The 24,962-nt window shown below is 60.4% G+C and carries 30 protein-coding genes and 14 tRNA genes; 10 read left to right on the top strand and 34 right to left on the bottom strand.

Going from position 1 to position 24,962, the window contains the following annotated elements; translation table 11 throughout:
* Nucleotides 1-78: 78 nt before the first annotated feature.
* A complete protein-coding gene (locus THITHI_RS0116480; RefSeq protein WP_018234185.1) occupies nucleotides 79-1,395 on the top strand; it encodes a hypothetical protein in 1,317 nt (438 codons plus the stop codon).
* 107 nt (nucleotides 1,396-1,502) lie between these two features.
* Here THITHI_RS0116480 and THITHI_RS19920 read toward each other — a convergent pair whose 3' ends face one another.
* From THITHI_RS19920 to THITHI_RS0116455, 5 genes are all read right to left on the bottom strand, one after another.
* Nucleotides 1,503-2,180, bottom strand: a complete 678-nt coding sequence (locus THITHI_RS19920; protein WP_018234184.1) for a single-stranded DNA-binding protein — start codon at nucleotides 2,178-2,180, stop codon at nucleotides 1,503-1,505.
* Between the two features lie 169 nt (nucleotides 2,181-2,349).
* Entirely contained in the window at nucleotides 2,350-3,189 is an 840-nt protein-coding gene (gene dsbG, locus THITHI_RS0116470) for a thiol:disulfide interchange protein DsbG (protein WP_018234183.1), read from the bottom strand.
* A 36-nt stretch (nucleotides 3,190-3,225) separates the two neighbouring features.
* Nucleotides 3,226-4,650: a GGDEF domain-containing protein gene (locus THITHI_RS19915; protein WP_051080011.1), complete on the bottom strand. Its 1,425-nt coding sequence runs from the start codon at nucleotides 4,648-4,650 to the stop codon at nucleotides 3,226-3,228.
* 173 nt (nucleotides 4,651-4,823) lie between these two features.
* A complete protein-coding gene (locus THITHI_RS0116460) occupies nucleotides 4,824-5,525 on the bottom strand; it encodes a class I SAM-dependent methyltransferase (RefSeq protein ID WP_018234181.1) in 702 nt (233 codons plus the stop codon).
* 19 nt (nucleotides 5,526-5,544) lie between these two features.
* Nucleotides 5,545-5,619, bottom strand: a tRNA-Met gene (locus THITHI_RS0116455).
* A 141-nt stretch (nucleotides 5,620-5,760) separates the two neighbouring features.
* Between THITHI_RS0116455 and THITHI_RS0116450 the strand changes: the two genes are divergently transcribed.
* Both THITHI_RS0116450 and THITHI_RS0116445 read left to right on the top strand, forming a co-directional pair.
* Complete coding sequence (locus THITHI_RS0116450; RefSeq protein ID WP_018234180.1) at nucleotides 5,761-6,081, top strand: hypothetical protein; 321 nt, start codon at nucleotides 5,761-5,763, stop codon at nucleotides 6,079-6,081.
* A gap of 28 nt (nucleotides 6,082-6,109) precedes the next feature.
* On the top strand, nucleotides 6,110-6,487 hold the full coding sequence (locus tag THITHI_RS0116445; protein WP_018234179.1) for a hypothetical protein: 378 nt from the start codon (nucleotides 6,110-6,112) through the stop codon (nucleotides 6,485-6,487).
* A 125-nt stretch (nucleotides 6,488-6,612) separates the two neighbouring features.
* On the opposite strand, the gene THITHI_RS0116440 is transcribed toward THITHI_RS0116445, so the two are convergent.
* From THITHI_RS0116440 to THITHI_RS19910, 6 genes are all read right to left on the bottom strand, one after another.
* Entirely contained in the window at nucleotides 6,613-7,731 is a 1,119-nt protein-coding gene (locus THITHI_RS0116440) for a hypothetical protein (RefSeq protein WP_018234178.1), read from the bottom strand.
* Nucleotides 7,732-7,832: 101 nt separating this feature from the next.
* On the bottom strand, nucleotides 7,833-8,315 hold the full coding sequence (locus THITHI_RS0116435; RefSeq protein ID WP_018234177.1) for a hypothetical protein: 483 nt from the start codon (nucleotides 8,313-8,315) through the stop codon (nucleotides 7,833-7,835).
* 116 nt (nucleotides 8,316-8,431) lie between these two features.
* A complete protein-coding gene (locus THITHI_RS0116430) occupies nucleotides 8,432-8,995 on the bottom strand; it encodes a hypothetical protein (protein WP_018234176.1) in 564 nt (187 codons plus the stop codon).
* A 12-nt stretch (nucleotides 8,996-9,007) separates the two neighbouring features.
* Entirely contained in the window at nucleotides 9,008-9,691 is a 684-nt protein-coding gene (locus tag THITHI_RS20680; protein WP_156820673.1) for a hypothetical protein, read from the bottom strand.
* 166 nt (nucleotides 9,692-9,857) lie between these two features.
* A complete protein-coding gene (locus THITHI_RS0116420) occupies nucleotides 9,858-10,445 on the bottom strand; it encodes an HNH endonuclease (protein ID WP_018234174.1) in 588 nt (195 codons plus the stop codon).
* A 58-nt stretch (nucleotides 10,446-10,503) separates the two neighbouring features.
* Nucleotides 10,504-11,079: a lytic transglycosylase domain-containing protein gene (locus THITHI_RS19910; RefSeq protein ID WP_018234173.1), complete on the bottom strand. Its 576-nt coding sequence runs from the start codon at nucleotides 11,077-11,079 to the stop codon at nucleotides 10,504-10,506.
* 150 nt (nucleotides 11,080-11,229) lie between these two features.
* On the opposite strand from THITHI_RS19910, the gene THITHI_RS0116410 reads away from it, so the two are divergent.
* Nucleotides 11,230-11,670: a hypothetical protein gene (locus THITHI_RS0116410; protein WP_018234172.1), complete on the top strand. Its 441-nt coding sequence runs from the start codon at nucleotides 11,230-11,232 to the stop codon at nucleotides 11,668-11,670.
* Here the strand turns inward: THITHI_RS0116410 and THITHI_RS0116405 are convergent.
* The 4 genes from THITHI_RS0116405 to THITHI_RS0116385 form a co-directional block, all read right to left on the bottom strand.
* Entirely contained in the window at nucleotides 11,667-12,212 is a 546-nt protein-coding gene (locus tag THITHI_RS0116405) for a YgjV family protein (RefSeq protein WP_018234171.1), read from the bottom strand. The genes THITHI_RS0116410 and THITHI_RS0116405 overlap by 4 nt on opposite strands.
* A 35-nt stretch (nucleotides 12,213-12,247) precedes the next feature.
* Nucleotides 12,248-12,322: transfer RNA gene (locus THITHI_RS0116400), tRNA-Thr, on the bottom strand.
* Between the two features lie 182 nt (nucleotides 12,323-12,504).
* Entirely contained in the window at nucleotides 12,505-13,287 is a 783-nt protein-coding gene (locus tag THITHI_RS19320; RefSeq protein ID WP_018234170.1) for a metallophosphoesterase, read from the bottom strand.
* Between the two features lie 29 nt (nucleotides 13,288-13,316).
* Nucleotides 13,317-13,393, bottom strand: a tRNA-Arg gene (locus THITHI_RS0116385).
* A 60-nt stretch (nucleotides 13,394-13,453) separates the two neighbouring features.
* Between THITHI_RS0116385 and THITHI_RS0116380 the strand changes: the two genes are divergently transcribed.
* On the top strand, nucleotides 13,454-14,308 hold the full coding sequence (locus THITHI_RS0116380; protein ID WP_018234169.1) for a hypothetical protein: 855 nt from the start codon (nucleotides 13,454-13,456) through the stop codon (nucleotides 14,306-14,308).
* A gap of 62 nt (nucleotides 14,309-14,370) precedes the next feature.
* Here THITHI_RS0116380 and THITHI_RS0116375 read toward each other — a convergent pair.
* The 3 genes from THITHI_RS0116375 to THITHI_RS0116365 all read right to left on the bottom strand — a co-directional run bounded on the left by THITHI_RS0116375 (nucleotide 14,371) and on the right by THITHI_RS0116365 (nucleotide 14,617).
* A tRNA-Cys gene (locus THITHI_RS0116375) sits at nucleotides 14,371-14,445 on the bottom strand.
* Nucleotides 14,446-14,450: 5 nt separating this feature from the next.
* A tRNA-Leu gene (locus tag THITHI_RS0116370) sits at nucleotides 14,451-14,535 on the bottom strand.
* Between the two features lie 5 nt (nucleotides 14,536-14,540).
* Nucleotides 14,541-14,617 (bottom strand) — tRNA-Arg (locus THITHI_RS0116365).
* A 662-nt stretch (nucleotides 14,618-15,279) separates the two neighbouring features.
* Between THITHI_RS0116365 and THITHI_RS0116360 the strand changes: the two genes are divergently transcribed.
* Nucleotides 15,280-15,468 (top strand): hypothetical protein, encoded by a 189-nt coding sequence (locus tag THITHI_RS0116360; RefSeq protein ID WP_018234168.1) that lies wholly within the window; start codon nucleotides 15,280-15,282, stop codon nucleotides 15,466-15,468.
* 59 nt (nucleotides 15,469-15,527) lie between these two features.
* Here the strand turns inward: THITHI_RS0116360 and THITHI_RS0116355 are convergent, their stop codons facing one another.
* Nucleotides 15,528-16,334 carry a hypothetical protein gene (locus THITHI_RS0116355; protein WP_018234167.1) on the bottom strand — a complete coding sequence of 269 codons (807 nt, stop codon included), beginning with the start codon at nucleotides 16,332-16,334 and terminating at the stop codon, nucleotides 15,528-15,530.
* A 372-nt stretch (nucleotides 16,335-16,706) separates the two neighbouring features.
* Between THITHI_RS0116355 and THITHI_RS0116350 the strand changes: the two genes are divergently transcribed.
* A complete protein-coding gene (locus THITHI_RS0116350) occupies nucleotides 16,707-16,970 on the top strand; it encodes a helix-turn-helix domain-containing protein (protein WP_198005655.1) in 264 nt (87 codons plus the stop codon).
* A gap of 79 nt (nucleotides 16,971-17,049) precedes the next feature.
* Here THITHI_RS0116350 and THITHI_RS0116345 read toward each other — a convergent pair.
* The 9 genes from THITHI_RS0116345 to THITHI_RS0116300 form a co-directional block, all read right to left on the bottom strand.
* Nucleotides 17,050-17,142, bottom strand: a tRNA-Ser gene (locus THITHI_RS0116345).
* Nucleotides 17,143-17,267: 125 nt separating this feature from the next.
* Nucleotides 17,268-17,343, bottom strand: a tRNA-Ala gene (locus tag THITHI_RS0116340).
* A 71-nt stretch (nucleotides 17,344-17,414) separates the two neighbouring features.
* A tRNA-Phe gene (locus tag THITHI_RS0116335) sits at nucleotides 17,415-17,490 on the bottom strand.
* A complete protein-coding gene (locus tag THITHI_RS20370) occupies nucleotides 17,455-18,531 on the bottom strand; it encodes a hypothetical protein (RefSeq protein ID WP_156820671.1) in 1,077 nt (358 codons plus the stop codon). The genes THITHI_RS0116335 and THITHI_RS20370 overlap by 36 nt, the downstream gene beginning before the upstream one ends.
* A 26-nt stretch (nucleotides 18,532-18,557) precedes the next feature.
* Nucleotides 18,558-18,633: transfer RNA gene (locus THITHI_RS0116320), tRNA-Ala, on the bottom strand.
* A gap of 47 nt (nucleotides 18,634-18,680) precedes the next feature.
* A tRNA-Ile gene (locus THITHI_RS0116315) sits at nucleotides 18,681-18,756 on the bottom strand.
* Between the two features lie 11 nt (nucleotides 18,757-18,767).
* Nucleotides 18,768-18,841 (bottom strand) — tRNA-Trp (locus THITHI_RS0116310).
* Between the two features lie 7 nt (nucleotides 18,842-18,848).
* Nucleotides 18,849-18,935, bottom strand: a tRNA-Leu gene (locus THITHI_RS0116305).
* A 61-nt stretch (nucleotides 18,936-18,996) separates the two neighbouring features.
* Nucleotides 18,997-19,072 (bottom strand) — tRNA-Gly (locus THITHI_RS0116300).
* A gap of 623 nt (nucleotides 19,073-19,695) precedes the next feature.
* Between THITHI_RS0116300 and THITHI_RS0116295 the strand changes: the two genes are divergently transcribed.
* Nucleotides 19,696-20,511, top strand: coding sequence for a hypothetical protein (locus THITHI_RS0116295; protein ID WP_156820670.1), 816 nt, complete (start codon nucleotides 19,696-19,698; stop codon nucleotides 20,509-20,511).
* Nucleotides 20,512-20,616: 105 nt separating this feature from the next.
* Here THITHI_RS0116295 and THITHI_RS0116290 read toward each other — a convergent pair whose 3' ends face one another.
* From THITHI_RS0116290 to THITHI_RS0116275, 4 genes are all read right to left on the bottom strand, one after another.
* Nucleotides 20,617-21,066: a hypothetical protein gene (locus THITHI_RS0116290; RefSeq protein ID WP_018234164.1), complete on the bottom strand. Its 450-nt coding sequence runs from the start codon at nucleotides 21,064-21,066 to the stop codon at nucleotides 20,617-20,619.
* A 179-nt stretch (nucleotides 21,067-21,245) separates the two neighbouring features.
* Nucleotides 21,246-21,494 carry a hypothetical protein gene (locus THITHI_RS0116285; protein WP_156820669.1) on the bottom strand — a complete coding sequence of 83 codons (249 nt, stop codon included), beginning with the start codon at nucleotides 21,492-21,494 and terminating at the stop codon, nucleotides 21,246-21,248.
* Between the two features lie 45 nt (nucleotides 21,495-21,539).
* Complete coding sequence (locus THITHI_RS0116280; RefSeq protein WP_018234162.1) at nucleotides 21,540-22,007, bottom strand: hypothetical protein; 468 nt, start codon at nucleotides 22,005-22,007, stop codon at nucleotides 21,540-21,542.
* Between the two features lie 11 nt (nucleotides 22,008-22,018).
* Complete coding sequence (locus THITHI_RS0116275) at nucleotides 22,019-22,204, bottom strand: hypothetical protein (RefSeq protein ID WP_018234161.1); 186 nt, start codon at nucleotides 22,202-22,204, stop codon at nucleotides 22,019-22,021.
* 83 nt (nucleotides 22,205-22,287) lie between these two features.
* Here THITHI_RS0116275 and THITHI_RS0116270 point away from each other — a divergent pair, with 83 nt between their 5' ends.
* Nucleotides 22,288-22,755, top strand: coding sequence for a hypothetical protein (locus tag THITHI_RS0116270; protein ID WP_018234160.1), 468 nt, complete (start codon nucleotides 22,288-22,290; stop codon nucleotides 22,753-22,755).
* Nucleotides 22,756-22,941: 186 nt separating this feature from the next.
* On the opposite strand, the gene THITHI_RS0116265 is transcribed toward THITHI_RS0116270, so the two are convergent.
* Nucleotides 22,942-23,403 (bottom strand): hypothetical protein, encoded by a 462-nt coding sequence (locus THITHI_RS0116265; RefSeq protein ID WP_018234159.1) that lies wholly within the window; start codon nucleotides 23,401-23,403, stop codon nucleotides 22,942-22,944.
* A gap of 109 nt (nucleotides 23,404-23,512) precedes the next feature.
* On the opposite strand from THITHI_RS0116265, the gene THITHI_RS0116260 reads away from it, so the two are divergent.
* Nucleotides 23,513-23,896, top strand: coding sequence for a hypothetical protein (locus tag THITHI_RS0116260; protein ID WP_018234158.1), 384 nt, complete (start codon nucleotides 23,513-23,515; stop codon nucleotides 23,894-23,896).
* Nucleotides 23,897-23,979: 83 nt separating this feature from the next.
* Here THITHI_RS0116260 and THITHI_RS0116255 read toward each other — a convergent pair whose 3' ends face one another.
* The gene (locus THITHI_RS0116255) at nucleotides 23,980-24,930 is read right to left on the bottom strand and encodes a hypothetical protein (protein WP_018234157.1); all 951 of its coding nucleotides are present in this window, start codon (nucleotides 24,928-24,930) and stop codon (nucleotides 23,980-23,982) included.
* Nucleotides 24,931-24,962 lie beyond the last annotated feature (32 nt).

The raw sequence follows: 24,962 nt of genomic DNA, 5'->3' as shown, positions 1-24,962 counted from the left end.
AGACCGGTTCGTGCCAAAGTTCCCTATACCGTAAGGACATTGCTTTTTAGCAGAAATCACAAGGAGATCGAAATGAGAATGATATGCAAGACAATCGTCGGGCTGTTCGCGGCCATCACCCTTGCGGGTTGCGGCGTGACCATGCCTGTGAAGGGCAACAACAACACCGAGGCACTGGCGGACAAGACGGGCATCGAGGTCAGCGCGGCTGCCGCGGGACTCCAGGATCCGACCACCGTGTGGGTGCCTGCCCGGTATCGCCAGGGCGGTGACAACGCGCTCTACATCGACGGGGTGCGATTCACGGCAAGCGGAGGTTACGCCGATGTCGGTGGATTCCTCCCCAATGAGCAGGGCTACCTGGTTGCTGTCTACCAGGACACCGTGGATCACACCAGCCCCTTGCGGGGGCGTTTCCTGGTCTACTACCAGGTGAGCCCGAGCGGGGCGATCACGCGCACCTACGGTGTCGTGCAGGATCCCGCCGATGTCGTGGTCGGCCACAATGGAATCTTCGCCGCCAAGCGCAGCGAGGGCGCCAATCCCTTCGGGATGTGGCTCTACGACTACACGGGCTACTCGCCCGAGGGCAGGGCCGTGTCGGGGCCTCGCGGGGTTCGAGTGGCTGCGCCGGCGCCGGATGGCGGGTGGTACAGCCTGAGGCCGACCGAGTGGGACGATCCCAGCGTCGTGCTGGAGGTGATCAGGGACTATGCGAACGGGCGTACGCAGTACATGCAGAACGTGCGCATGGACACCCGTGAGCAGCACTGGTTCCCGAGCGCGGATGCGGTGTTCGTCAACGAGGCGCCTCTGAGTCACTCAGCCCGCACCGGACTGATGCTCTGGGGATGGCTTGAGTTCTCGCACATGACGGTGGATTTTCGCAATTACCGTCTACGGGTATTCGATGCAGAGGCCACGTCCGATCGCCCGAACCGCTCCAACTATGGGTTCGGACTCGGCAATCTCGGCACCGCGAGCAACATGAACATCGCCATGGCCATGCTGGTCAGTGAGCGGGTCGCGATGTTCGGGAGCCCTTCGGAGCCCCTGATTGGCAAGCAAAAGCCGACCTCTGGCTTTGGCGGGCTGACCTGGGATCTCTTCGAGGTGCGCAGGGATAACTACTGGGCGAACAGTACACCCGTGTTTACCCTGATGGGCGCCGGGCTCAATACCTTGCGCGCGCTGGTAGGTGACAATACGTCCGATGTGAGCAAGGACGCCGAGAACGACGTCTACGCGGTCATCACCTCTGAGGCCAATGTGGTGATCCTGGCCAACCCTGGATCGCTACAGGACCAGGGGAGAAAGGCGCATGTGGTCGGTATCGGCAACATGCGCGCGGCCGACGCCGAGCAGTTCGTGAGGACCTACGGACTCAACCGTTAATTCCACACCACTTTCAAGCCCCGTCATCCTGGCGGGGCTTTTTCTTTCCCGGCGTATACCCGGGGTGGGCATAGAAAACCCCGCCAGTTGCGGCGGGGTTGAAGTGATTAGAAAACAAAAACGTCAGCAACAGGTCGTTTGGCCGGTGATTCGTTGAGTCCGAAGATATCATCGGAAGCGGCCTTCTTTACCTGAGGGGGATGGGCTGACCCTCTTGGTTTTCTGCCAAGCATGAGATTCTTGGCGACCAGCTCGGTGGAGTAGTGCTTCTCTCCATGCCTGGTGTATGTCCTGGTGTTCATCTTGCCGATCACCGTGACCGTACGCCCTTTCTCGGCGTATCTGGCTGCAATCTCGGCGGTCTTGCCGAATAAGGCAACACGGTACCACTCAGGACCTTCTCCGCTGTGCTTGTTGACGGCAACGGATATCTTGCAGAGCTGCTTTGGCCCGGGGTTGATCAGGCCTTCGTTGTAGCCGACTCTACCGCGGATGATCGTCAGCGCCATCGTATCGAGGTGGATCTCGTCGATGACGATCTGAGTCCTTGGTCTTGAGGAACTGCCGACTTTTGCAGTGCGCCCTACTACGGCGATCTCGCGGCCTTTCTCGGCGTAATTGGCGGCCACCTTTGCGAGGGCGCCAAATGCCACCAGTTCATGCCAACGCTTCTCTCCGAGGTACTCTGTCGCCAATGAGAGCTGGCAGTACTCACGGGATCCGTTTGATTGGAGTCCCTTGTTGGTACCGACATGCCCTTGCAGGATGACGAGCTCGACTGTCACATGCCCTCCTGTTGAACTGTGGTCCTCTACGGTATAGGCAAAACAGGGAGCAGCTTGCGGGCGGGGATGGTTAAAATCGCCGGGAGATGCCTGGCTTGGCGGGGAGGGTTCGGGCGAGAGAACACCCCCGGGCAAGGTCTAGCGCCCTGCCCGGAGGAGTGTGAGAGGATCAGCGATCGAAACGCGTCAGATCCGGGTCGTTGATCTCGATCTTGTCCATGTCGAAGATCATCGCGACCTGATCCAGGCTGGGCATGCCCTTGATGACCTGGATGGCGCCGCTGGCATCCCGGAATACGATGGTCGGCGTCCCGGTGGAGCCGAACTCGCGCATGAGGTTGTTGTTCTCGTTGATCGCCTGGATCGAGCTGACCTTCGGGGTGTCGGCGGGCGCGATGCCGCCCTTGGAGAAGGCGCGCTGGTGGGCGATCGTCACGGACTCGGGATCCTCGGCCTCGAGAATCGCGGCGGACTTCCCGAGACTGTCCTCGCGCAGGAACGCCACGGGCACGTGGCGCATCTGGGCGCCCTCGGCGATGTAGTGCTTCGCAGCACGCCAGAACAGGTGACAGAAGCCGCAGTTGGGCTCCATGAACACATAGACGCCCTCCCGGCCGGCTTCGCCGCTACCCTCGGACACCCAGGCACTGGACTCCAGTTTCGCGAAGGACTCCTCGAAATCCTCGCCCGAGAGGTGGGTTTCGCGGTGCTGCTCCGTGACGTTTCGGCCCTGGCTGTCGAGCATCACGCCGAGCACCATGTGATTGCCATCCGGGGTGACGTACACGATGTGCTGTTCATTCTGAAGCTCCACGGTGTAGCCGGTCAGTACGGTGCCGGTCTCGAAGCTCGAGTGCACGGTCACACCGCGCGCGGCCTGCTCACTCAGTACGGGCGGGAGTTCAGCCACGGCCGGCGCTGGGGGAGCGGCAAAGGAGGCGGCGGGGAGCCAGAGGGCCAGGGCGACTGCGGCGCCCAGGGCGGGCTTAAGGGAGCTCGGATTTCTCATGTCAATACCTTGTGAAGTTTGTGGGTTTCATCCCGGTCATCCCGGGGCGTGTTCGTATAGCGAATCGAGGCTGAGGTTTGCGCGCGAGGGCGGGGATTTGTGGGGTGCGCACAGGACCCTGTTCCTGCCCCCTTCCTTGGCGGCGTAGAGCGCCTCATCGGCGCGCTCGATCAGGCTGTCGAGGCTTTCCCCAAGGGCGCGATCTGCGACCCCTATGGAGAGGGTGATCGACCGCCCTACGGCCTCGAGCTCGCATTGCTCTGCTTGCGCGCGCAGCTGTTCCGCCAGAGCGCACACATCGGGCATGGGAATGTCACAGGTCACGACCACGAACTCCTCCCCGCCCCATCGGATGATCAGGTCGGAAGAGCGGCGAAACAGCTGGCCCAGCAGACGGGCGGTCGCCTGGATCACCTTGTCACCCACGGCGTGACCGAAGCGGTCATTGATGGTCTTGAATCGGTCGATATCGATAAACATCACGCTCATGGACTTGCTGAATCGATCCATGAGCTGGGCCTGGTGCTCCATTCGAACCATCCCGGCGCGGCGATTGAGCAGTTTCGTCAGGGGGTCCTGGTCGGCCATGCGGGTGATAAACGAGAACGCCTCATCGAGCACATTGGCCCTCACCGAGCAGCCCTCTTGGCGTTCAAGCGCTTCAGGGATGACTTTCTGGGCGAGCTCGACAGCATCGCCAAGTGGGGTTCCTTGGCTGCGGTGAAGCCAGACGGTCTCCGCAAGGAGCAGATCGCCGGCGCCGGAGAGGCAGTGATTTTTCTCCGGATCGAGGCGGGTTCGGCTCTTGTGGCGAGAGATCTGTTGATCCGCGGTGCACAGGATGGCGCCGTTCTTGTCCATCGTCACGACCACCGGGCATTCGAGATTTCGCGCGAGTTTCGAGGCCGTGAGGATCGACGAATCCGGGGGAGCGGTAAATTCCATATACCCTGCCAGCGCCGCGGCCTCCCTGCGATTCATGAACGCAATCATCCTCGGGTGGCCGGCCAGATGGGCAAGCTTCAGGCACTTGGCCTCTGATACGCCGGCGACATAGAGCGGGATATCGCGCTCGCGGGCTGCCGCTCCCAGGCGAGTGAGCGATTCAGTCGACAGGTTGCAATCCGCAATGATCGCGACGCATCCGACCAGCGCCTCGCGGATCCGATCCTCTTTGAGCGCGGCGACGTCCACCGGGCATGAAGCGACCGCATCGTAGAGCTCTCCGTTCACAAGATGCCCGGAGAACCCTGCCTCTGGTATGTCATCCCGATAATCGATGTAGGGCCGCACCCCGAAGTTCTCGATTGCGTGCTGGATCAGCCGTGACAATGAGGATTCTCTGAGGATCGAGAGGAAATTCACCTGGGCGCCGCGCTCGCACAGGTGCGACATGATGTTGAACGCCGTACCGCCCCAGCTGATGGAGATAGAGCCCGGCTTGTCGATCACGCCGCGCAAGAGGTGGTCATCCGGGTCTCTTACCGAAGACAGGATATCCAGGTGGGCGCCGCCAGCGACGAGTACTTTCATCGTGACGCGCCCCCTGGCAGAGGCCGCCGAGGGGGCGAAGCGAGGCGGATCGGGGCGGCGGGTCGTTGCATGGGCAGGTATAGCAACCGCGTGAGCGACAGTTACCGCCGAATACCGGGTTCTGGACGAAGCGGCGTGGATTCGGTCTGCGTGTCCGGCACGAGAACGGCTTTCACGTTGCCGAACTCGCTCTCCCAAAGAAAGGCGACCGAGAAGCCCGCGGCGCGGGCGAGGCCTGCAAGCTCATCAGGGCGGTAGAGACACACGGGGTGATGGATGCCGTGCTTTTTCGCCATCTCATGACAAAGCGGCGACATGCGAGAGGCCACCACGGTGTCCGACGGGTAGTCGGTGCCCAGCTCTGAATTCACCCCTGAAGCGGAGAGATACAGCGCGCCATTGGCCGTCAGGCGCTGGCGCAGGTGCTTGAGAAGGTAGAGCGCGTCGAAATAGCGAAGATAATGGATGGCGCGCTGGCACAGGATCGTGTCGAACTGAGGTGGGCCCGGAATCTGCGCCGGCGTGCGCATATCGCCCTCTGCATAGGTGATCCCCGCTACGCGCTGATCCGCGCCAGGGAGCGCCCGATCGACAGCAATCACATGCGCTCCGGCCTGGTGCATGTGGGCAGCCATGGCCGCGTCACCGCAGGCGAGATCGAGCGCGCGCGGGATACGCCCCGCGGCCTTTATGGTGCGCAGATGATCGAGGCAAAGACGATCGAGGTCATCGATCCTCTGGGAGGATACGTTGATTCCGAAAGCGTCTGCTGTGACGTTGCTGAAATCCAGATCGTCGGCCATAACTGCTGTGTCTGAAAAGTGGTAGCGGGGACCGGAATCGAACCGGAATCCTCGAGATCATGAACCTCGGATGCTGCCTTTACACCACCCCGCACCTGTCGTGTGAGCCCGGGATACTTCTCCCCAGGCCAGAGATATAGCGAAAACCGCGGCGGATTTTCGCGCCGCGGCGAATCGACATGCCGGGGCGTAGGATCGCTATACCCCTCGAGGCCACATGAAAAGGAGTAAGCGAGTGAACAAATCAGAGGACAGGCTTTTTGCAGGGGTCTACCCGACCGGCATTGTGTATGCCGATCGCACGGTGGATGAAGATGGCGACTACAAGCGCTTGGCGTTTCTCGAGTTCGCCACCCTGGAGCTCACCTATCGCGGGCCGTGCCCTCGGGAGCTCAAGAGCAGAATCGATGCGGATGTGGAAAGCATCAGGGCTCTGAAGGGGCAGCATTTCTCGATATCGACCTCAGGTCAGAGCGTAGTGCTCGGCCGGAGCTGCGCGACGGAAAATGCGTCGTGCGGTGCCGGGGTGTCGCCTTGTATGGCCATCGCTCAGTGAAGGCCGGTGAATCTACCCAGGAGGATGTATGCGTCTTACCCATAAGCTGAAAACCGCCGTGGTGATGCCTGCCTGGATTGCCGAGCAATTCAGTGTCGAGGTGGTCAGCGATCTTGCGTTGAGGGCCGTGGCTGTCGAGGTCTCCGAGCGAGGCAACTACTTTGCCTCGTGGGCGATTGATCGAGAGCGCAGCGCAGAGTACCAGGGCGACTCGTTCGTGGTGCCTGTTGCTGCGAATATCGTCGTCGGTGAGGGGATGAGGGTCAGGAGTATCATAGACAGCGAAAGCACCTTGCTTTGCGAGACGCTGGGATTCGAGGCTGTCTCGGACGCCATGTTCGATGAGATCCTTCGCTCTCTGAGCTTGCGCGAGGATGTGTTCATCTCGATGCCCGCGCTGCCCTGATCGGCTGAATGGATCGTTCTTCAATGACCTTCGCATCCCATACGGGGTTGCGGGGGTCATTTTTACTGGCAGAAACAAAAAACCCCGCAAGCATTGCTGCTGCGGGGTGAATTCAGCTTGAACAGTTAAGCCGCTTTCAGGCCCAATGCCTTCAGTACAAGGCGGTGGGCATGCTCGGGGTTCCTGATCTGCTCACGGGTAGGCAAGCGCCCGCCGGCGGCATTCTTGTGCCCTCCTCCGTTGAAGTATCTCTTCGACAAGGCGGAGACATCCGTGTCGCCAATCGAGCGCAACGAAAGATTGCCGCGCACCGTGCTTTGCAGCACGAAATCAAGGCCATGGTCGTTTCTCAACAGCCAGTGCGAGGCGCACTGAAATGCCCCGTACGGGAGCTGATGGAGCACCAGGCCCTTGAGCCCGTCAACCTCGACGACCTGATACCTCCCCTTTTCAAGGTCGGCCGCCAGGTTCTGGTAAACCAGCCAGTAGTACTTCTTGCTGGTGGTCATGTCAGGGCTTTCCATGATCTCGCGAGACTCCTCGTTCAGCCCGGGGTACTGCTTGATGAACTGGCGGCGGATCACGGGCAGCATATCCTCCACGTCGTCAAGAGACGCGCCGCTGAACAGCAGCTGAGTGACCTCACCGATCAAGAAATGACGATAATCTCGGCGAAGCTCACTCATCACCTCGGGAACGTAGCCATCGATACCGGAGAACAGCTCGGAGAGCAGATTGCCGGCCTCGAAGAGCTCATCGTCCTCACGCCAAAGATCCACGGCGTTGACCACGTCAGCCACATAGCCAAGATACTGGCACGCGGCCGTGTTGTCCTCGATCGCGGGCTCCCAGCTTCGATACGTGAGCAGCGTGGCGCAGGCATCGACATCCAGGCGGTACCACGTAAAGCGCGCGGCGGCTTCCTCGCCAGTGATGTGATGATCCAGGAGCATGAGCCGCACTTCATGGCCCACGGCGTCGGAAAGATACCGTGCCTGGCGATCGAAGTACTCGCACTGCTCGACGGTCAGATTGACGTCTGTGACCAGGAACATCACGGGGCCCTGTGGCGCCGAGTCGATGACCCGACCAACGAGGCTGTCAAACTGGGTGAGGATCTCGTCCCCATAGTTGGTGTTCTCGAACAGCGCGGGAATGCCGCAGAGCTCGGACACCTTTCGGGTGATGTACTGGGCGGCATAGCCGTCCAGATCCGTATGACTCAGATGCGCTATCAGGTTCATATCCTATCTCTCTTTTACTGGACTCAAGAGGTATAGGGAACAAAGCGCGAGGCAGGGAAAGAAAGGCCGGTGCCGGGGCCGACGTGGGGAGGCTATGCGGGCTATTGCTCGAGATGCGAGTCAAGCATCAGCCAGATGGTGATCGCGGCGGAGGTCTGCTCAATAGTGGTGCTTTGATCGGGCGCCAGGCCGCAGCTCGCCCCCTGGGCAACCACATCAGGCGAGAGGCGCAGGATCGCGAGAGAGGCGCCCTTGGCCTGGGCGGCGCTCAAGGAACCGGTCAGACACAGCCATGTGCCGGAATTGAGGCCGTCGTAGGAGTTGCGTCCAATAAACCACTCAAGCCCGTGGGGGCGGGCTGGCTCGAACAGGTAATCAGGGACCAGAGAGGCCTTGTTTGACGGAAGCGTGCCATGGTCGAGGCCGTATCGCTCGGTGGCCCGGCGCGTAGACCTTTCCGCCTCCAGGACAAGGTCTCGAGTCAGTTCGACAACCGGGCGATCGGCAGGAAGGTAGTTGATCGTCGCTAACGTCATGATAGACATCATGATAATCGCGACGATGGTGATCAGTAAGTGAGGCATGAGAGTATCTCGTTGGCTATGTCTTGCGTCTTCCTGTTGTGCGTATAGCGAATCAAAGGAGCAGGTGGTGCGCGAAGGCAGGAATGGTGTGCGTGAGCGTGATCAGCGGCGCCACCCTACCGGTGAAGCAGCATCTCAACCTGGGGCGGCTCCGGCGGCTCCACTGGCGGATCCTCACCCTCCCCCGGAGGCTCCTCCAGGGGCTCGGGCTCAAGCGCAAGCCAAATGGTGATGGCGTGGTTGCCGGCCAGGACTCTCGGCTGCGAGACAGGCGCCAGGCCACACTGAGAGCCAACGCCGGTGATGTCCTGTGCAAACCGCGAGACTGCCTTGTTCAAGCCGCGAGATTGCTCAAGGCTTAGATCCCCCTGTAGGCACGCCCACACGCCGACGCGCTCATCCTCGTAGACGCCCTGCCCCACCGACCACTGAACCCCTTTCATGGCGGGAGGGTGAAATGCGTGGCTCGACTGGAGCGACGCGAGCGAGAGAGGGAGGGCCTCGTGCTCAGAGAAGTAGGCTCGCACCCCGGCCGCCAGCCTGAAGCTGGCTGATTCGGTCTGCGCAAAAGTCACCTCCGCGACGTCCTCCGATGTCGAGCGCATCGCGGAGAGAAAATTGGCGTTGATGGTGTAGGCCACCAGCGAGGCCAGAATGGTTGCGTAGATCAGGAAAGGCATGCGCGAAGGGCCCTAGCACATGTGAAGATGCGGACGATCGTTGTTGATGAGCCGCAGAACCCGCGCCCGCAGCGCCTGATCTCTCGCGTCGGCGGAGAACCCGGATCGGCTCAGGCGCTTGAGAACAGGGCGCGCCGCGGTTTCCCTGGCCTTCCCGTGAGTGATCGAGCGCACCACCGCTTCGACGGGGTCGTGTTCGCAGAAATAATCCAGGGCAGCACAAAGGCCCGGGTTTCTCTCCAGCAGATCGCAAACCCAGGAGAGGTCACATTCCCCGGCGGCCACGCACAGCGCCATCAGCGCGAACTTCTTGTTCTCCTCGATTGGCGAGAGCTCGGCCTCCGAGCCGCGAATGAATGTCTTGACGGCGAACTGGCGCACGGCGCGAAGCTCTCCGTTTACACTCAAGGGCCCGCCGTGGCCTGAGGCAATTCGAAGCGGCCCCAGCGCGAGCAGCACGCTCGGCTGCCAGGAGGCAGGTAATGTGGCTTCGGGGCGGATGTGTGGAAGGCGTACGGGAAGGTCCGAGCTGAGCGCCGCCTCCACCTGATCGCCGAGATCGAGCGCCTGGTGAACGTAGAGCGGACCGATACACAGCCCAGGGCGTCCATTGGCGATCCCCTCAAGCCAGAACACGCTTCTGGCGTACGGGGCCGATGCTTCCGCAAGCAGGCGGATGGCGGGGCGTGCGCTCAATGCGGGCGTTGAGGGCAACGGGCGTGATTGCTCTTTGAACGACTGTCTCTCTGTGTGCATATTCTCGCTCGGCCGTGGTTGGCTGTTCCGAGGCCGGCGAAAGGCCGGCCGGCCTTGTATAGCGAGTGCGGCAGGTGGATTTGCACTTCCATGTGCACAAGGCGCCCTAGCGCCGGCGCGCGGGCGGCACGTGTTGATTCAGAAGCTCCATCTGATCGGCCACGATATGACGATTGCAAAGGATCAGGGCCTCGGCGTGGTTCGGGGTATACGGGACCGCCAGGGGCGGCATACCGGCCTGCTCGGGAGTTTTGCACCCCTTGGCCAGGTTGCATGATCTACAAGCGCATAGGACATTGCCCCAGACATCCTCGCCACCTTGCCCGCGCGGGATCACGTGATCGCGTGTGAGTACCTTGCCCGGGTACTTCACGCCGCAATACATGCAGGTGTAGTTGTCTCTTTGAAAGAGAGCCCTGTTGCTCAGGTGAGGCGTGATATCCCAGAGATTCTTGGCGGTAAGGCCCTTGAGCGCCACCACCGCGGCCAGATCCATGGTTGAAACCAGCCCGGTACGAGCGCTGGTGCCCCCGGTTGCCGTGTAGATGATATCGCCGTACGTCCAGGCCACCTTCTCTGAGGCATAGGCGCGCACAGCGTAGCGCCAGTGCAGCCATTCAACAGGCCGCCCGGCGACGTCAAGTGCCAGAATCGATGGTGTGGCGCGCTGGCCAACCGGTTCTACGGTGTTCACTTCCCCCTCCTCTTTCAAGAAAGCAGCCCCGCAAGGACACGGGGCTGCTGAAATCAAGCTAATCGAACTTCGCCATGGCGAGATCGATTTTGCGGATGTATCTCTCCTCCGCCTTTCTCTGCTGACCTGCGAGGTGCGCGGTAAGACCTACGTTGTAGGCCCTGAGAGCGCAGTCCCAGTCACCGCACGCCTTCCTGTATTCCTGAAGGATGACCGCCGCGGCGAGGATGTTCTGGGCAGGATCTTTCAAGTCATACCCAAGCGAGTCCCACCACAAGGGCTGTACCTGCGCAGGGCCCACCGCACCGGTGGCTGATCGCACATTGAGCCGATACGAGGACTCCGTGGCGATCAGAGCCGAGAGAATCTCCCACGGGACGTTGGTTCTCGCTGAGGCACGCAGAATCCAGCCGGCAGCTTCGAGCTCACGACCTCGAATACTTGGGTACGCCTGCGCGATGCTCTGCGCCAATTCGCCGGCGCTCGGTGCGTACCCCCTGCTGTGCGGAACGGATTCCTGGGGCTCAGGCAGGTCGAGGTTGACGCGCAGATCTTCCGTGGATTGGCTTGGCGAGGTCACGGCAAGAAGAGCCACCGTGCAGCTCACCAGAAAACAGAAATAGATACCTTTCATGATGCACCTTCTGGGTTGTGGCCTGGTGCTTCGTATAGGGAATCCGGCTGTGCGTCGGATAGGGGATTCGGCGAAGGTGCTGTTTGTGTTTGAGTTGGTGTACCCCGGGGGCTAGAATTGCCGGGATCATCAACGAAAGGGAGACGCGCAATGGCCACAAAGAAGAGAAAAGCAAGGCGCAGGGTCAGCAAGCCAATGACACCTGGCGAGACGATGAACAAGGCGATCGAGAAGCACGCCAAGCAGCGTTTGAAGGCCGAGGCCGCCGTTGAACGCAAGCAGGCGATGCTCGAAACTGCAAAGGAGCGCGTTGCAAAGGCAATGGAGCGCCAGAAGGCCGCGCGCAGTGGCGCACAAAAAGATAAGGCTCGAGAAAGGGTGAGCGTGGCGCGCGTGGCGCGGGTGCGGGCGAAGATCGATCTCGACAGCGCAGTGCGAGCACTCAAGCAGGTGCAGAGGGTCGAGAAGCAGGTCATGACCGCTGTCGCCAAGCTGGAGGGCGTTGCCGAAAAGGACCTGAAGCGGATCGAAGCCGCGGCCAATCGGCGCGCCAAGCCCAAGCGCCGGCGCCGCGTCAAGAAAGCGGCTTAGCGCGCGGCTTTCGGGCAACGGGGGCCGAGGGCGGTCGTTTTTGCGGACGCTCTCGACCTCCAGGCGCCGTAGGCGATAGACAGCAAAGACAGCAGATCGGCCGCAGCCGCCACAGGCGAGCCCGCCAGAAGATCGTGCGTCAGGATCAGGAATATCCCGCCGAACAGGTACAGCCGCAGCCTTTCGGTCGATCCGGCAAGATTCGAGAGAATGATCAGTACCGTGCCGGCGCCCGCCAGCGCGGTCAGTAGCGACGGCGAGATCAGGAACACAAGCACCGTCCCCACGATAAAGGCCATGGCCAGCATGGTTGACGGGTAGCGGATAAACAGCCAGGTGCGAAGGGCCGAGAGGGCAACGATCACCGAGGAGGCGATGGCGCCGAGGAGGAAGAAATGCGCGGCCCAGGCGAATATCGCCAGTCCGTAGATGAACAGGATGGCAGCTCGGCTGCGTTGCGAGAACGCCACGATTTGAAGCGTGGCGGCCAGCAAACCAGCCAGCAGCGCCGGTGTCGTCATGGCGTGGAGTGCTTCCAGCATGCTGATCCTTGATTTCCTGTTATCTGTCGAGCGTATGGTGCCGCCGGTGAGGTTTGAACTCACGACCTCTCCCTTACCAAGGGAGTGTTCTGCCACTGAACTACGGCGGCTACAAGAACCCCATTTTCCTTAGAACAAGCAACCCCAGCAGCGTGGCCAGGAGTTCCCCCGCGATAATGATGTAGACCACCAGAAGGATTTTCTGGTGAAGCGGTCGAGATTGTTTTTCCATCGGTTCCATGGGCGTGATGCCATATAGCTAATAATCCAGAGGATTTGCGAGCGCCTGGAGTCAGCCCGGCAATCTTCTGATGAGCAACTCAACGCCCTCATCCTTGATAAAGCCGTGAGTCACCCCGGGCATGCCCACGCCGAGCTCGGCCATGGTGAGCCTGTAATTGCGGTTCGCGCGGCGCTGCCCCTCAAGAAAGGCGCCGGTGTCCAGGTGTACGACATTGGCGCTGCGCCGAGGCGCATCGCAGATCGTATGCCCCGTATATACGAGGGTGACCCCCTCAACCGGCAGGGCACGGTGGCTCTGGATCCGCGAGCGGCCCCACAAGAGAGGGCAGTGCCAGTGCGTCGCCCCGCGCGCCAGTTCGTGGGCCATTGCCCTGGAATGCGCCCAGTCCTGCCCACAGACAGGCTCTGCGTGCACGATGCCCGCCGTTCCTTGATCGAAGGGGACTTCGATGATGATCGGAAGGCACGAGAAAGCGTCTGCGAACTCGCACTGGCGCGCACGGCCCATGGTTGTCCACCATGCGCCACCCATGCGCGAAACCCACAAGAGGCACTGCAAATCATCCATGCTCTCCCAGGCGGTGATGATTGCCTGCTCGTGATTTCCACGTACACTGAAAAACCAGGGCTCGCGCAGAAACTCGAGGCACCGCTCACTGTCGCGCCCTCGATCCACCAGATCGCCAACGCACAGGATGCGATCCCTCGAGGGGTCGAACCTTGCGATGCTCATGAGCTTGTCGAGCAGGTGGAACTGCCCGTGGATATCGCCGACCACGAAATCGCGGCCGGATGGGTTGCGCTCAAGACGGAGAATCGGGTTGCTTGCCATGAGGTGTATAGCAATCTGGCGCCAACCAATGGCGCCCCTGGGAGGACTTGAACCTCCGACCTCCCGGTCCGGAGCCGGGCGCTCTGATCCGCTGAGCTACAGGGGCGAAACGCGACTCGCTATACCAGGGGAGACCGTAGACTCTTGATGCGAGGATGAAATGAATATGAACGAGTTTGTGGACCGTCTCGGAAACCCGGAGCGAGGCAATTGCAGCATCACTGCAATTGAGCTTGATCCTGATAACCCGGCCGGCGGTGACGTGAAGGTCTTCTACCGCAAGGAGCGCCGAGGGAAGGTTGAGCAAAGCCTGGCACCGGCGCACATGGTGACAATCGGATGCGCAAGGCTGTGGAGATACTTCGGGCAGCGCTATCCGAACTGTGAGCTTCCTGCGCTAGACGAGGAGGCTCGGGCGCGGCGACTGTCTCTGATGCTTGATTACCTGAATCCGATGCTTCGTCAGTTCGGCCTCGATGAGGCCCGAGCGGTCTCCTCGGATGACATGGAGTTCGGGGAGTACGGCGGGATAGATCTCGGATCCGGCTATTACCTGGAGCTCGGGCCCCTCCCTCTCACCGTGAGGGTCGGACCCGAGGGCGAAAACCGGGCGGTGGATTTGCCAGCCTGGGTCTTCACGGGAAGCCTGCACAACCCCGGGGTTTATCGTTACCCGGATGGCTCCGGAGAGCCACCGAGCGACGAGCCCTACGAGATCAACTGCTTCCCGGCCGAAGGTCATGAAGCGCAGGCAGTCCAGGCGGTGTTGCGCCATCTGATGGGCGAGAAGATCGAGGCATACTCCGCAAGTTTGCTGGAGGAGGAGGATTACTTCCGAAGCTTGCTGTTTGGTGATCGCGAGGAGCGCGATGCCGACATCATAGTGCGCCTTGAGAAGGAAGCCGAGGATGTCCTGGAAGGCAGGCGTAAGCCGCCTTTCGGGCGCGATCTGGACGAGCATGTGAGGCTTTGCCAGGAGCGAATCGAATCGCTCAAGCAAGTGATCGAGCGGTGCGTCTGAGCGCCGACCTTTCAACGCAGGAGAGGGACTTTCCTCTCCTGCTTTTCTATGCCCGCTGGAAATGGAGAGCCGTGCGGGAATCGAACCCGCTGGGACAGGTTTTGCAGACCTGCGCCAAACCATTTGGCGTACGGCTCTGAATTGGTGCTCCGGGCGGGAGTCGAACCCGCATGCCTGCCGGCGGGGCATTTTAAGTGCCCTGCGTCTACCAGCTTCGCCACCGGAGCGAAATTGGCGCCCCTGGAAGGACTCGAACCTCCGGCCTCCCGGTTCGTAGCCGGGCGCTCTGATCCGCTGAGCTACAGGGGCGGGTATCCTGATTGTTAAAGAGCAGGCTCAGGCGACAAAGGGCCTTGAGCCGCCCTGCGTGACTTTTGGATGAGGAGCATCGGTAGGAGTCGCAGGGCCTTCGAGCCCTGCGCGGGGAGCGCTTAAAGGGCTCGGGGAGAGTCAGCGCGGCAACAGGTGCCGGCAAAGGAGGCGCGCAACCGGGCGCGGCCGGCGTGAGCGCAGGCTAAGAGTGTTCCGGTTGTCGCAAGAGAAAAGGGCATGGTCATGTTCTTGGTAAACGTCAGAATTTCATAGTATAGCGCATGTTGATGCGGGTTTTCAACGGCGCTGATGCGCGAGATGCCTATACAGTACCACCCATTGGCGCTTTGCGAGGAGGATGGCGGTGCGCGCACAGATCAGCAAGGACCTGCGAAGAATCCTGGACGACGAGAAAGCCTCCCGGAGGCTGGTTCTGGGTCGGAAAAGGCCCCGCCTGAGCGGGCCCGATAAGGGCGAGCGCTCCAGCTCAGATGCCGGGGGCGTGCGCAGAGTCACTCCATCTCTGCGGCTTGGCAGTAGAAACCACCCGGACTTCTGAGATGTTTGACCTTCCCCTCACCCGGGGTTGCGCCTGGTCGCCTGCGCAGATTCCCTACACAGAGGGTAGCGGCAATACAATTGACCAGGAGTAGGATGCGATGACAGACATTAAGGTGCCGGAAGGCACAAAGATGCGCACCAAGCACGGCGAGGGAACTGGGCAGCAGCTGTTCAAGCTGGACGGAGGTTGGCACTGGTTTCCTACCGAGCAGGCAGCCATCGAAGATTACCTGAAGCTTCAGAGACCGAGACCTGTCAAGGCCGGCAGGGCATCGGAGAAGCGCTAGGCGATATCCCGCACTTCAAAATGAACACCCCTTGGCGCATGTCCAAGGGGTGTTTGTATTCAATCAGTCTGGCTTGCAGCTTTTTTGATGGCCTCGATCAGGGTTTCAGGCTCCGGTATCCGGGGCCACCTGTGCTCTCCGTCAGTCCCCGCAGGAAGCGAGGTCGGCGCGCTCGGGTCGAACTTGACCCACGCCTGCCAAAGTGTCGTGGTCGAGCTGACCATGAGGCTGTAGATCCGGTTCCATTGCTCGCAGCTCGGCTCATTGATGTACGACAGGATCTCGGCTTTGATCTCCTTGCTCAATGGCCCGAACATGTTGTGGCAGCCCTTGAAAAACCCGGGCTCCTGCATGGCCTGCTCGCGCAGCGCTCTCTTGCTATCCTCCCAGGCCTGGCGCTCGGCGGCGGCACGGCCGCTTCGCTGGTACTCTGCGGATTGCTGTTCTGCCAGTTCTTTCGAGTACCCGCTATACCACGTATTACTCTCCAGGGCGGCCTCGATAGCAGCCTTGCAGGCATCGAGCGTGGCGTAGTAGATGGTGCCCATTCCCAGGCCGGCGCCGACGTAGATCACCTCATCCTCCGAGATGCCAGCCGCATTCAGCCGGGCCCTGAACGAATTCGGATCGCCCAGCAGGCGCTCGATCACAGGGTCGTCTCGAAAATCATAGTGATTTCCCGACGCGTCAGTCGAGAAGCGACGCCCTGATGGGCACATCTCCTCAAGGAAGTACGCTTGAGCGCTGTCCTCAAACTCACGCACCCGGAAGATGCGGCCGTTTGGCGCTTCCCAGTAGAAATTCGCGCACTCACTCCCACCCTCAACGGCAGGCTCGCGCTTCATCAGGATCGTGTAATCAGGCATCTATTCCTCCCGCATTATGTGTTGCCCTCAAGAGGTATAGGGACCGAGCGGCGGGCGGCTCCACCCCTGAGGGCAGAATAGCACCTGAGGGGGCTTCGTGCCCGCGAGGGGTGCTCCTGATCGGCTGCCCGGGGAATGAGGAGGCGCCGGCGTCTCGAGCACGATCTTGAGGATGTGCATAGAAAAGGGCCCACAGAGTGGGCCCTGAATGTGCGAGCCGGGTGGCCGACGCGCTAATCCTTGCTGCTGACCCGAAGATGAGCGCATGGGCGTACTCATCGAGCCGCCTTTTCAGCCCCATCTTCGTGACTGGCTCATGTGTTGAGCCGCCCTCTGCGCTATCCTTGGGCGCAACCGATTGGAGGGGGTGTGGTGCGCGCCTACAGAACCAAGGGTACGACGGGGTCGCTTGTCCTGGCGACGCTGCGCCTGATCCATGCAGATCCCTGGGCATCCGCTGAGGCGCTGGCCGGGCAGTTGGGCGTGAGCAGGGCAACGCTGAGACGCACGTTCAATGCCATGCATGATGACTACTGGGTGCGCATCGAGTGGTCCCGAGAATCATCCAGCCCAACGGCCGGACGCTATCAGATCAGGGATTGGGGTGTATTCAGCCGGCGGCGGGTACTGGGTTGAGCGCCCCAGGCACGGTCTTCTGCCTATCCGCGCGCAGCATGATCTGGGAGCCCCCGATGGCCTGAGCCCTGATGCAATGTGGCGGAGAGGAAGGGATTCGAACCCTTGTGCCGCCTTTAAGACGACCATCCGGTTTCCAACCGGCGCCCTTAGGCCTCTCGGGCACCTCTCCTGAACTCGAATTGCTCTCGGGCCAGATCTTCCAGGAGCCGCGGACAAGCCGGGCAGTATCGACGACTTTGCCGCCCATCCCCGCGAAAACCCGCACTTGGTGCGCGAGCCCGATGATCGAAAAAATGGTGGAGCCAGTCGGGATTGAACCGACGACCTCTTGCATGCCATGCAAGCGCTCTCCCTACTGAGCTATGGCCCCTGAAGCGTACCAACCTCCTGTATAGTCAATGCAGCGGCAGATATTCCTGCATGCATCGGAGATCGGCTAAATGGTGCCGCCCTCTGGTGTTGAACCAGACCCTCCTGCTTTTCACGCAGGCGCTTCCACCGGGTTAGCTTGGGCGGCGATATGCGCCCTCGCTTTCATAAACAAGAGCACTGCGCCTTTGAACTCCTCTTGCGAAAGGCGGTCAGCCATGCGAGCAGGGTCGCTGCCTGTCTTCAGGCACAGATCCTTGAAGTCTCGCATGAACTTGCCGAGTTCCCGGCCTTCCAGGCCGGTCCACTCCGAGACGAGGTGTCCATTGAATCGCTGCTTCAGCCTTGTGGCCTTGGCGTCGGCAGCGAGCGTTTTCTCGATGTTGAGCGCAAACCCCGGGATGTGCGCCTTCGCGGTCTCTACAAGGCTCACGTTAGCCTTTGCTCCCTTGCGCGCCTCGCGCTCGCCGATCCACCCCAGAAAGCCCCTGTAGGTCGGGCGCAGGCAGTCGCGTTTTCGGCCTTCGTGGTTGCGATTCGCCAGGGCGAATGCCGCGGGATCAAAGAACGCGGAACCCGCGACAAAGGAAAAGATATCCGGAAGCGTACGAAACCCGTCGTCCCAGCGCGCCGGATCCAGATCCAGCAGCTCCAGGGCGGTATGGAAATCGCGCGTCACCTCAAGCTCAGCGATCAGGCGGCTCCCGGAGAGCAGAGGATAAAGAAGGCCGCGTTGCCCGAGCTTCAGGCCGTGAGGCCTGACGATGTTGCCGAGAAGATTCCCCAGGTCATTCCAGGAGAGATACCCCATGGCGAAATCGAAGTACCGGGCCTGGCTGAGGATCAGGTCGACCTGAAACCCTCTGTGCTCAAATGAGTAGGTCGGCTCGTACTTTGAGCGCCGGCGGGGCTCATTGGCAACCACCTCCTTTGAATCGAGCGCCCGTGCAACCCTCTCCTGCCACCCCGTCGGCAGGTGATCAGACTCCACCAGCAGATCGAGATCTCCAAAATCCATCTTCAATCGATATGCCGGAACAGCCTCGACACGAACCCCAGGCAAGACATTGAACAGCTCGCCCAGTACCTCGCGGCGAAGCTTTCGATAATCCCCGGCGCAAAGGCGCCGACTCTCTGAGATCGCATTTCCACCCATCTGATTTATTCCCCGATGCGCTGGTCGGGTCAAGGAGATATCGCCTTGACCCGGTGAGTTGGTGGAGCCGGTCGGGATCGAACCGACGACCTCCTGCTTGCAAAGCAGGCGCTCTCCCAGTTGAGCTACGGCCCCTTTGATACTTGCCACGGCCTGGGCCGCGGACGTGTGTAGCGAAAAAATGGTGGACTGAGCAGGGCTCGAACCTGCGACCTATCGATTATCGGTCGATCGCTCTACCAACTGAGCTACCAGTCCATACTTCAAATTGGCGCGCCGGGAGGGATTCGAACCCCCATCAGCGGTTTTGGAGACCGCCATGCTACCGTTACACCACCGACACAAGTTTCTGGTGCGCAGGGAGGGACTTGAACCCTCATGACCCTTGGGCCACCAACCCCTCAAGCTGGCGTGTCTACCGATTCCACCACCTGCGCGGATACATTCACACCAAAGACCACCCCATCTCATGGGGGTGCTCTCTGGCGCATAACGAATTGGAGCGGGCGACGAGATTCGAACTCGCGACAGTCTGCTTGGAAGGCAGAAGCTCTACCAACTGAGCTACACCCGCGTCATGCGTGCACATTGAAAAAGAGCGTCCGAGAGAACAAAGCTCTCGGGGCGGGCTCTTTGAATCGTGGAAGCGGAAGTTTCGCGGAGCCCGGTGAGTGGGCCCCTGTAGGGAGGCCCTTAGGTGGCGATAAGCCACCCGCCAGCAATAATGGCGGTCACAGAGAAAGACACAGCAAAAGCCGCCGCCGGGGAGTTCCCGGGTGCGAGGGCGAGCAGCTGAGGCTGTGGGTTCGTCTGTGTCATTGTTCAAGGGCTCAAGTGTTTGCTTGGTGCTACAGAGTATAGCGCAAGAACTGACCGATTTTCAAGTCCGTCGTGATTTTTTGTTTGGGCGGTCCGTGAGGAAATCCCGCTTGCCGATATGTCGCCAGGGAGGCGGATGCTACCTATACTACCAAGGCAAACTGATTGTTGATGGAGGTGAGATGAGCAGAGATACGATCATTCGTTAACTTTCCCTGTCCGACCTTTGGTCGGATCCGTCGGGTACTCAGACAGGCACATGCGACTGCACGGGCCGACGGGAATCATCGAAACAGCGAGGCTGTCGAGATTAAGGGCACCCCGGATGTGGATCTCCGGCAAGGGTTGGACTTTTCCGACCATGAGGAGATCAAAGTGATGAAACGAAAAGAACCGGCACTGGTTGTGAGGCTCGAAGAGAGTATCTTCGGGTTTGAATTGGTTTATCAGCGCGGTAATCGCGATGTCCTGGCCGAGATCTACGGACACAAGGACGCCGAGACTTTTGAAGCTGAAGGCGAGGTAAAGCGCTATTTCGGAAAGGATCTGTCGTTGAGCGAGGCGCTGGCGAGAGCCACGCGCATTACCAGGAAGAAAGGGTTTCGAGTGTCGGTCTGCGGATCGCGTGAGCGAAATCCAGTGCTTCGTGTATTCGCCGTCGCCCCGGATAACCCGGGAGAGATCGAGGATATCAATGTCGATCTCAAATGGGGGCTTTGGCTGTCACTGCCTGGTGACTGGGAGAGCTATGCGCCCGGCGTCTGGGGGCGAATGGATAAGGCGTTCTCCGGAGAGGGCCCAGCGGTGCGTATTCGAACAGCACCTCGCAAGGAGATCCTCTACGGTGACGTGATAATCTCCAGGCGCAAGGTGTCTGTTGATTTTCTCGCCCGATGGGATTCCCCGGACGATCTGGTGCCCGACTGGGTGCCGCAGGACAAGTTCGAGGATTTCGAGGAGATGATCGCCGAGTGGTTTGTCGAGGGTACGGGGTACTACGAGGAGTACACGGACCCGATCGGCGCCAGGGTGCAGGAAACCCTCACCGGACGAAAATGGGCGACCATGGCTCGAAAGATCGATGCGCTTCAGGAGCAGCTGAGCAGGCAGGAGCGAGAGCACTCAAAGGCATTCTCTGAAGCTTGTTTGGGGTTTGCTGAGGTGCTTGGAATCAAGCCAGGGCAGGATCCTTGAGCTGATGTGATTCTTGACCCCGACCATCACGGTCGGGGTTTTTCTTTTGGGCGCGGATCGCAGGCTGAAAAACACCCCGCAAAAAGACTGCGGGGTGGGAATGGGTTAGGACCAAACGACCTCCCCTCTGTTCTCCTGGGCCTTGCAGATCAGGCTCAGGAGCGCCTCGAGGCGGCACTTCAGCATGCCCTCGTTGAGCCCGGCGCCGTACATCCTGGGCTTGCCGGGCGCTTCGAGCACGACAGGCGCTCGCGTATGCGCATTGCGTTTGCGCTCGCTGTTGAGCATACGCAAGATACGCCCCCTGACGTCGCTGAGCTGCTCAGGAACCCAGCCGCCCACCAACTCCTCAGGGTCCTCGTGGATCGCGGCAAGCACGGCGCGCGCGTTTGCGTTGGAGAGGTTGAACTCCCCCTCGTGCCCGTAGAAGCGAACCTTGCCTTCACCCCGGCAATGCGGACAGCTCGACTCGCAGGATCCGTTGACGGATCTGAAGCATTCGAACTCATCCTGGAGCACTTTCGGGGCTTGTGGTGAGAAGAAAGTAACGCTCATTTCGATCTCCTGATTGTTGACCTCAAGAGGTATAGCGAGAGGCGCTGATATCCTGGCCGCGGCAAAGCCCGAGGGGTTCTCGCTGGGGCGGGGCGAACAAGAAAACCCCGAAACCGGTATGGCATCGGGGTTGAATGTCGGATGATAGTCAGTTATGGCCTGCTTTGAGCGTCACTTGTTTATTGAAACTTCTTTTGCCAGAGGGGCTTCTGAGTGTGCCACTCCTGGTTGACCTTCATGCTGATATCCCAATACTCCTTACCGAGCTTCCCAAGAGCGGAGCGCAACCTGCGAATTTCGCTGGTGAACGCCTCGCGTTCCGGCCCAGGGCATGTCGGGCGCCTGACTCTCAAGTCATCCAGCTCATCCTCAAGCGGCGCCATCCGCTCTTCGATCTCCGTCATGCGCGGTGTTCTGGTGAAATTCATTTACACCTCCTTTCCCATGAGGTTGCGCTTGCCCTTGGCCTCAGGCTACGCGACTTCGTAGAGAAGCTTGGCGCTGTTCGGCGGGGCCCTGAGAATGTGATTGACAAAGGCCCGATCGGAATCATCTTCCGGCTCCTTCATCTTGCGCTCTTCGTAGATCCGTCTCACGAATTCCTTGACCGCGTCATCGTCGTTGTTGCAGCGGATGATGTGGCAGGTATCCTCGTCATCGAACGGGATACGCCCGATCACGATGAAATCCCACTCTCCGAAGGCTTCGGCGTTCTTGCGATACTCCTCCTCGGAGACCTTTTCGATGTCATCTGGATCCGGGAGATAGGTCTCGCCGACGTTGCCGTTCTCGTCGAGCGAGAAGCGGTTGAGGTCGGTCATGCGGCATTCCATGTCGCGAGAGATGGCGATCTCCGCGGCCTTGTCCGCCGATGGTGCTTCCACGTAGACCTGGGCGCTTTCGCTCAGGTCACGGGTGATGGTTGTCCTGTAGTAGGGCATATCCTTCTCCTTCAGGGGTTGCGGGCGGCGTAAAGGTCGAGGGCCTTGCGCCCTTCATGGAGCGCTTCCTCGATCTGGCCGTCGCCGTCATCAAACATGCCACGCATCTGTTCGATCTGCTCGAGCGCCTGCTCAAGCGCCCCGGCGAGCGCGGCCTCGACCGTCTGGGTTGGCCGAGGTTTCTGAGAATCAGTCATCTTTTTGCTCCTTTGTTGTGCCTCTGTAGATGTGTATAGGGAATTCGCTACATCTGGCAGGCACAATCAGAAAGGAGAAGGCAGTGAGCGCACGTGAAATCGAACGCCTGGTCGAGGCGGAGAGCCAGCGCTCGGACAAATCGACCTGGGACGGCGGCGACAAGGTCTGCGAGGAGTGCGGTAACGAGAAGATGGTGTGGGTGCAACGAGGCAAGGCTCGGATCGAGCGCTGTCATCTTTGCGGGACGTACCGGATGTCGCATCGATATCCAGCCACCCCGCTGACGACCATCAATCAGGCAACCGGGCTCTACAGCGTAGGTTTTATCGAGCCGGTCAAGGAGGCGAACGGTACTCGCCACATGCTCCGGCCGATTCACGATCTCGCCAAGTTCATCGAGGCAATTCCCCGAATCGCTTCCCGGGAGGATGTCTGGTACGCCTGGTATTCCGCCCGAGACCCATCCGGGAAATGGCAGAAGTACAATATCAAAGGGACACGATTCCCGTGCCCGGACGAACCTGACCCCCGGCAGGAGTCCTGCGGATAAGGCCGCGGCGCCTGGGCGGGTCACTTCAAGCGACCCCTGCTAACCGACCGGTTGGCAGGGGTTTTTCGTGCGCCCCGGCCTCGCCTGGGCGGGGAGGCGGTGTCGATGAGAGGGCTGGCGCATACAAGAACACCTCTACAAGAACACCTCACAGGAATGCCTGTGAGGTGTGGTTGGAAGGCTGGGTTACACGCAGTCCCAGGTCAGATCCCAGTCCTGGCCTTGCTTGGTGTAGAAACTGACGTTGCCGTGATCATTGACGAACACGGCGGACGTGCTCTCCATGGGGAGCGCCTCGAGCTCGGAGGGATCTCCCACGGAAGGCATCCCTCCGGTCTGAACCTCCTCCATGAGCCCTTCGATATCAGGCCAGAACCCGAAACAGGCCCCGTCATCGGCGTGGGCGCCGAAGCGGATGAACTCCGGGCACTGCTCCTGGAGCGCATCCTCGATTTTCGACAGGATCTCCGACTGCTGGTCGGGGTCCAGGATCGAGGCCTGCTCGGTCTCGGTGAGAGAGAACTCCTCCAGGACTTCGTTCAAGCGCTGCTCATCGAGGCGCCTGAGCTCATCGCTGAACACTTCGATGAGGTCAGACGGGAGCAGCGTACCTTCCGAAATACTCCCGACATAGACGGATTTCGACATGATTTACCTCCAGTTTTTTGCCCTTCACCCTTGATGTAGGGAATCGCCGGCAAAAGCCTGGTGGTTTTTCGCTAGATATCGGCACAATTCAATCGACTGGTGCCTGATAATGATTCTCACCTGCAATCTGGAAGACCCCAACCCTGTTTTCTTTCACAAGAACCTGGGGGTGCCGATCATCTTCGATCCTTTCGCGCAAGGCGGCTTGGAGCGCACCACGGTGCGGCTCTGGAACGCTGTAACAGAGCAATACAAGATCTACGATGCGGCCATCATACGAACCCTGCTGCTCGCATGGGAGGCGCGCCAGGCCGCGTTGCTCAAGAAGAGCCCCGACGCCGGGACCCCTTGGGACACGGACGCCGTATACGGCGTCTATGAAGCGTGGAAGGCGGGGAATTCGGAGCTGTTCGAGGGGGTCAAGAGCTACGAGCTGGCGGCCGGGGAAGAGAGGCCCGAGGATTGCTCCTGCACCGCGGAGGTCGAAGGATAGAGCGCCGGGCTGATCTCCTCTTGGAGTCCGCGCGCAGCAAAAAAGCCCCTCTTTAAGAGGGGCTTTGAAATCAATCACTCATGTCATGCCTTCTCCCATGCGGCATCTTCGCAGATGATTCGAGGGGTCGAGTTAGGCAGGGAAAATGCCAGCTTCTCCTCGAGCGAGAACACTGTCGCATCGCCACGGCATCCCCAGCCATTTTCGTTGCTCCAGTAACCGTCGCCATCGTCTTCAAGAAGACATCTCGAGACAATCACCCATTGGCTATGCTCAGCCACCCTTTCCCACTTCGAATCCTCAAGGGTCCTCTGAGGCGTGGAGGGCGGCAATGAGAAAGTCTGCCTCTCCTCTGAGGTAAAGACTGTAGCATCGCCAGGCGAGCCCCAGCCCTTCTCGTTGTTCCAGAACAAACCGCCCCCATCAGGATCATCAACCAGGCGCAGCATCCAGAGGGTGCCGGGCGAATCTGGCAGGTCGGGCAAGACGCCTTCCCTTTGCTGCGTCGCGAGCGCATCCTCGAAGAAAACGCGCTCCCGTCCTATGGAGTCTGCCATCTCGCAGTGTTCCGCATAGACGTCGATGTCGATCTGCTCTTCGTCCAGGTTAACGTAGATCGACAGGCCGCCGGCGCCATCCTTGCGACCAGAGGGCACGGTAATCCAGACGCTTTCGCTGGGGCGCGCCTCGAGCCGATAATCACCGTCCGGCTGACGGACCAGGACAGGCCCTGGGTCATCAGAACAGGCCTTCCGATCTCCTTCAGGGGCAGCGTCCCGATCCAGCACCTTGCAGGCCGTATCCCAGTTGGGGAGTCCGAAACACCGCGAGAGCAGGTCCAGGGTTTGCTGATGTCGCAAGCCGGCTTGCGGAAGCGCCTCACGAAGCTTCTTGGCGGCTTTCTTCATGCTCTTTGAATCAATATTCATCTCACTCTCCTTCTTCCTGGCGGTCACCCGCATCTCAAGGAATGTGCTCGTTATCCAGTAGGGCGACCAGGGAAAAAGGTCGGTATCCTCTCTGGGTTTCGACATTCACCATCCGCATCCGCGGTGAGCACGACAGG

The organism is Thioalkalivibrio thiocyanodenitrificans ARhD 1 (genome assembly GCF_000378965.1).
Taxonomy (GTDB): Bacteria; Pseudomonadota; Gammaproteobacteria; order Ectothiorhodospirales; family Ectothiorhodospiraceae; genus Thioalkalivibrio_A; species Thioalkalivibrio_A thiocyanodenitrificans.
The sequence above is the reverse complement of the archived record's forward strand: the minus strand, read 5'-3'. Positions and strand labels throughout refer to the sequence as shown.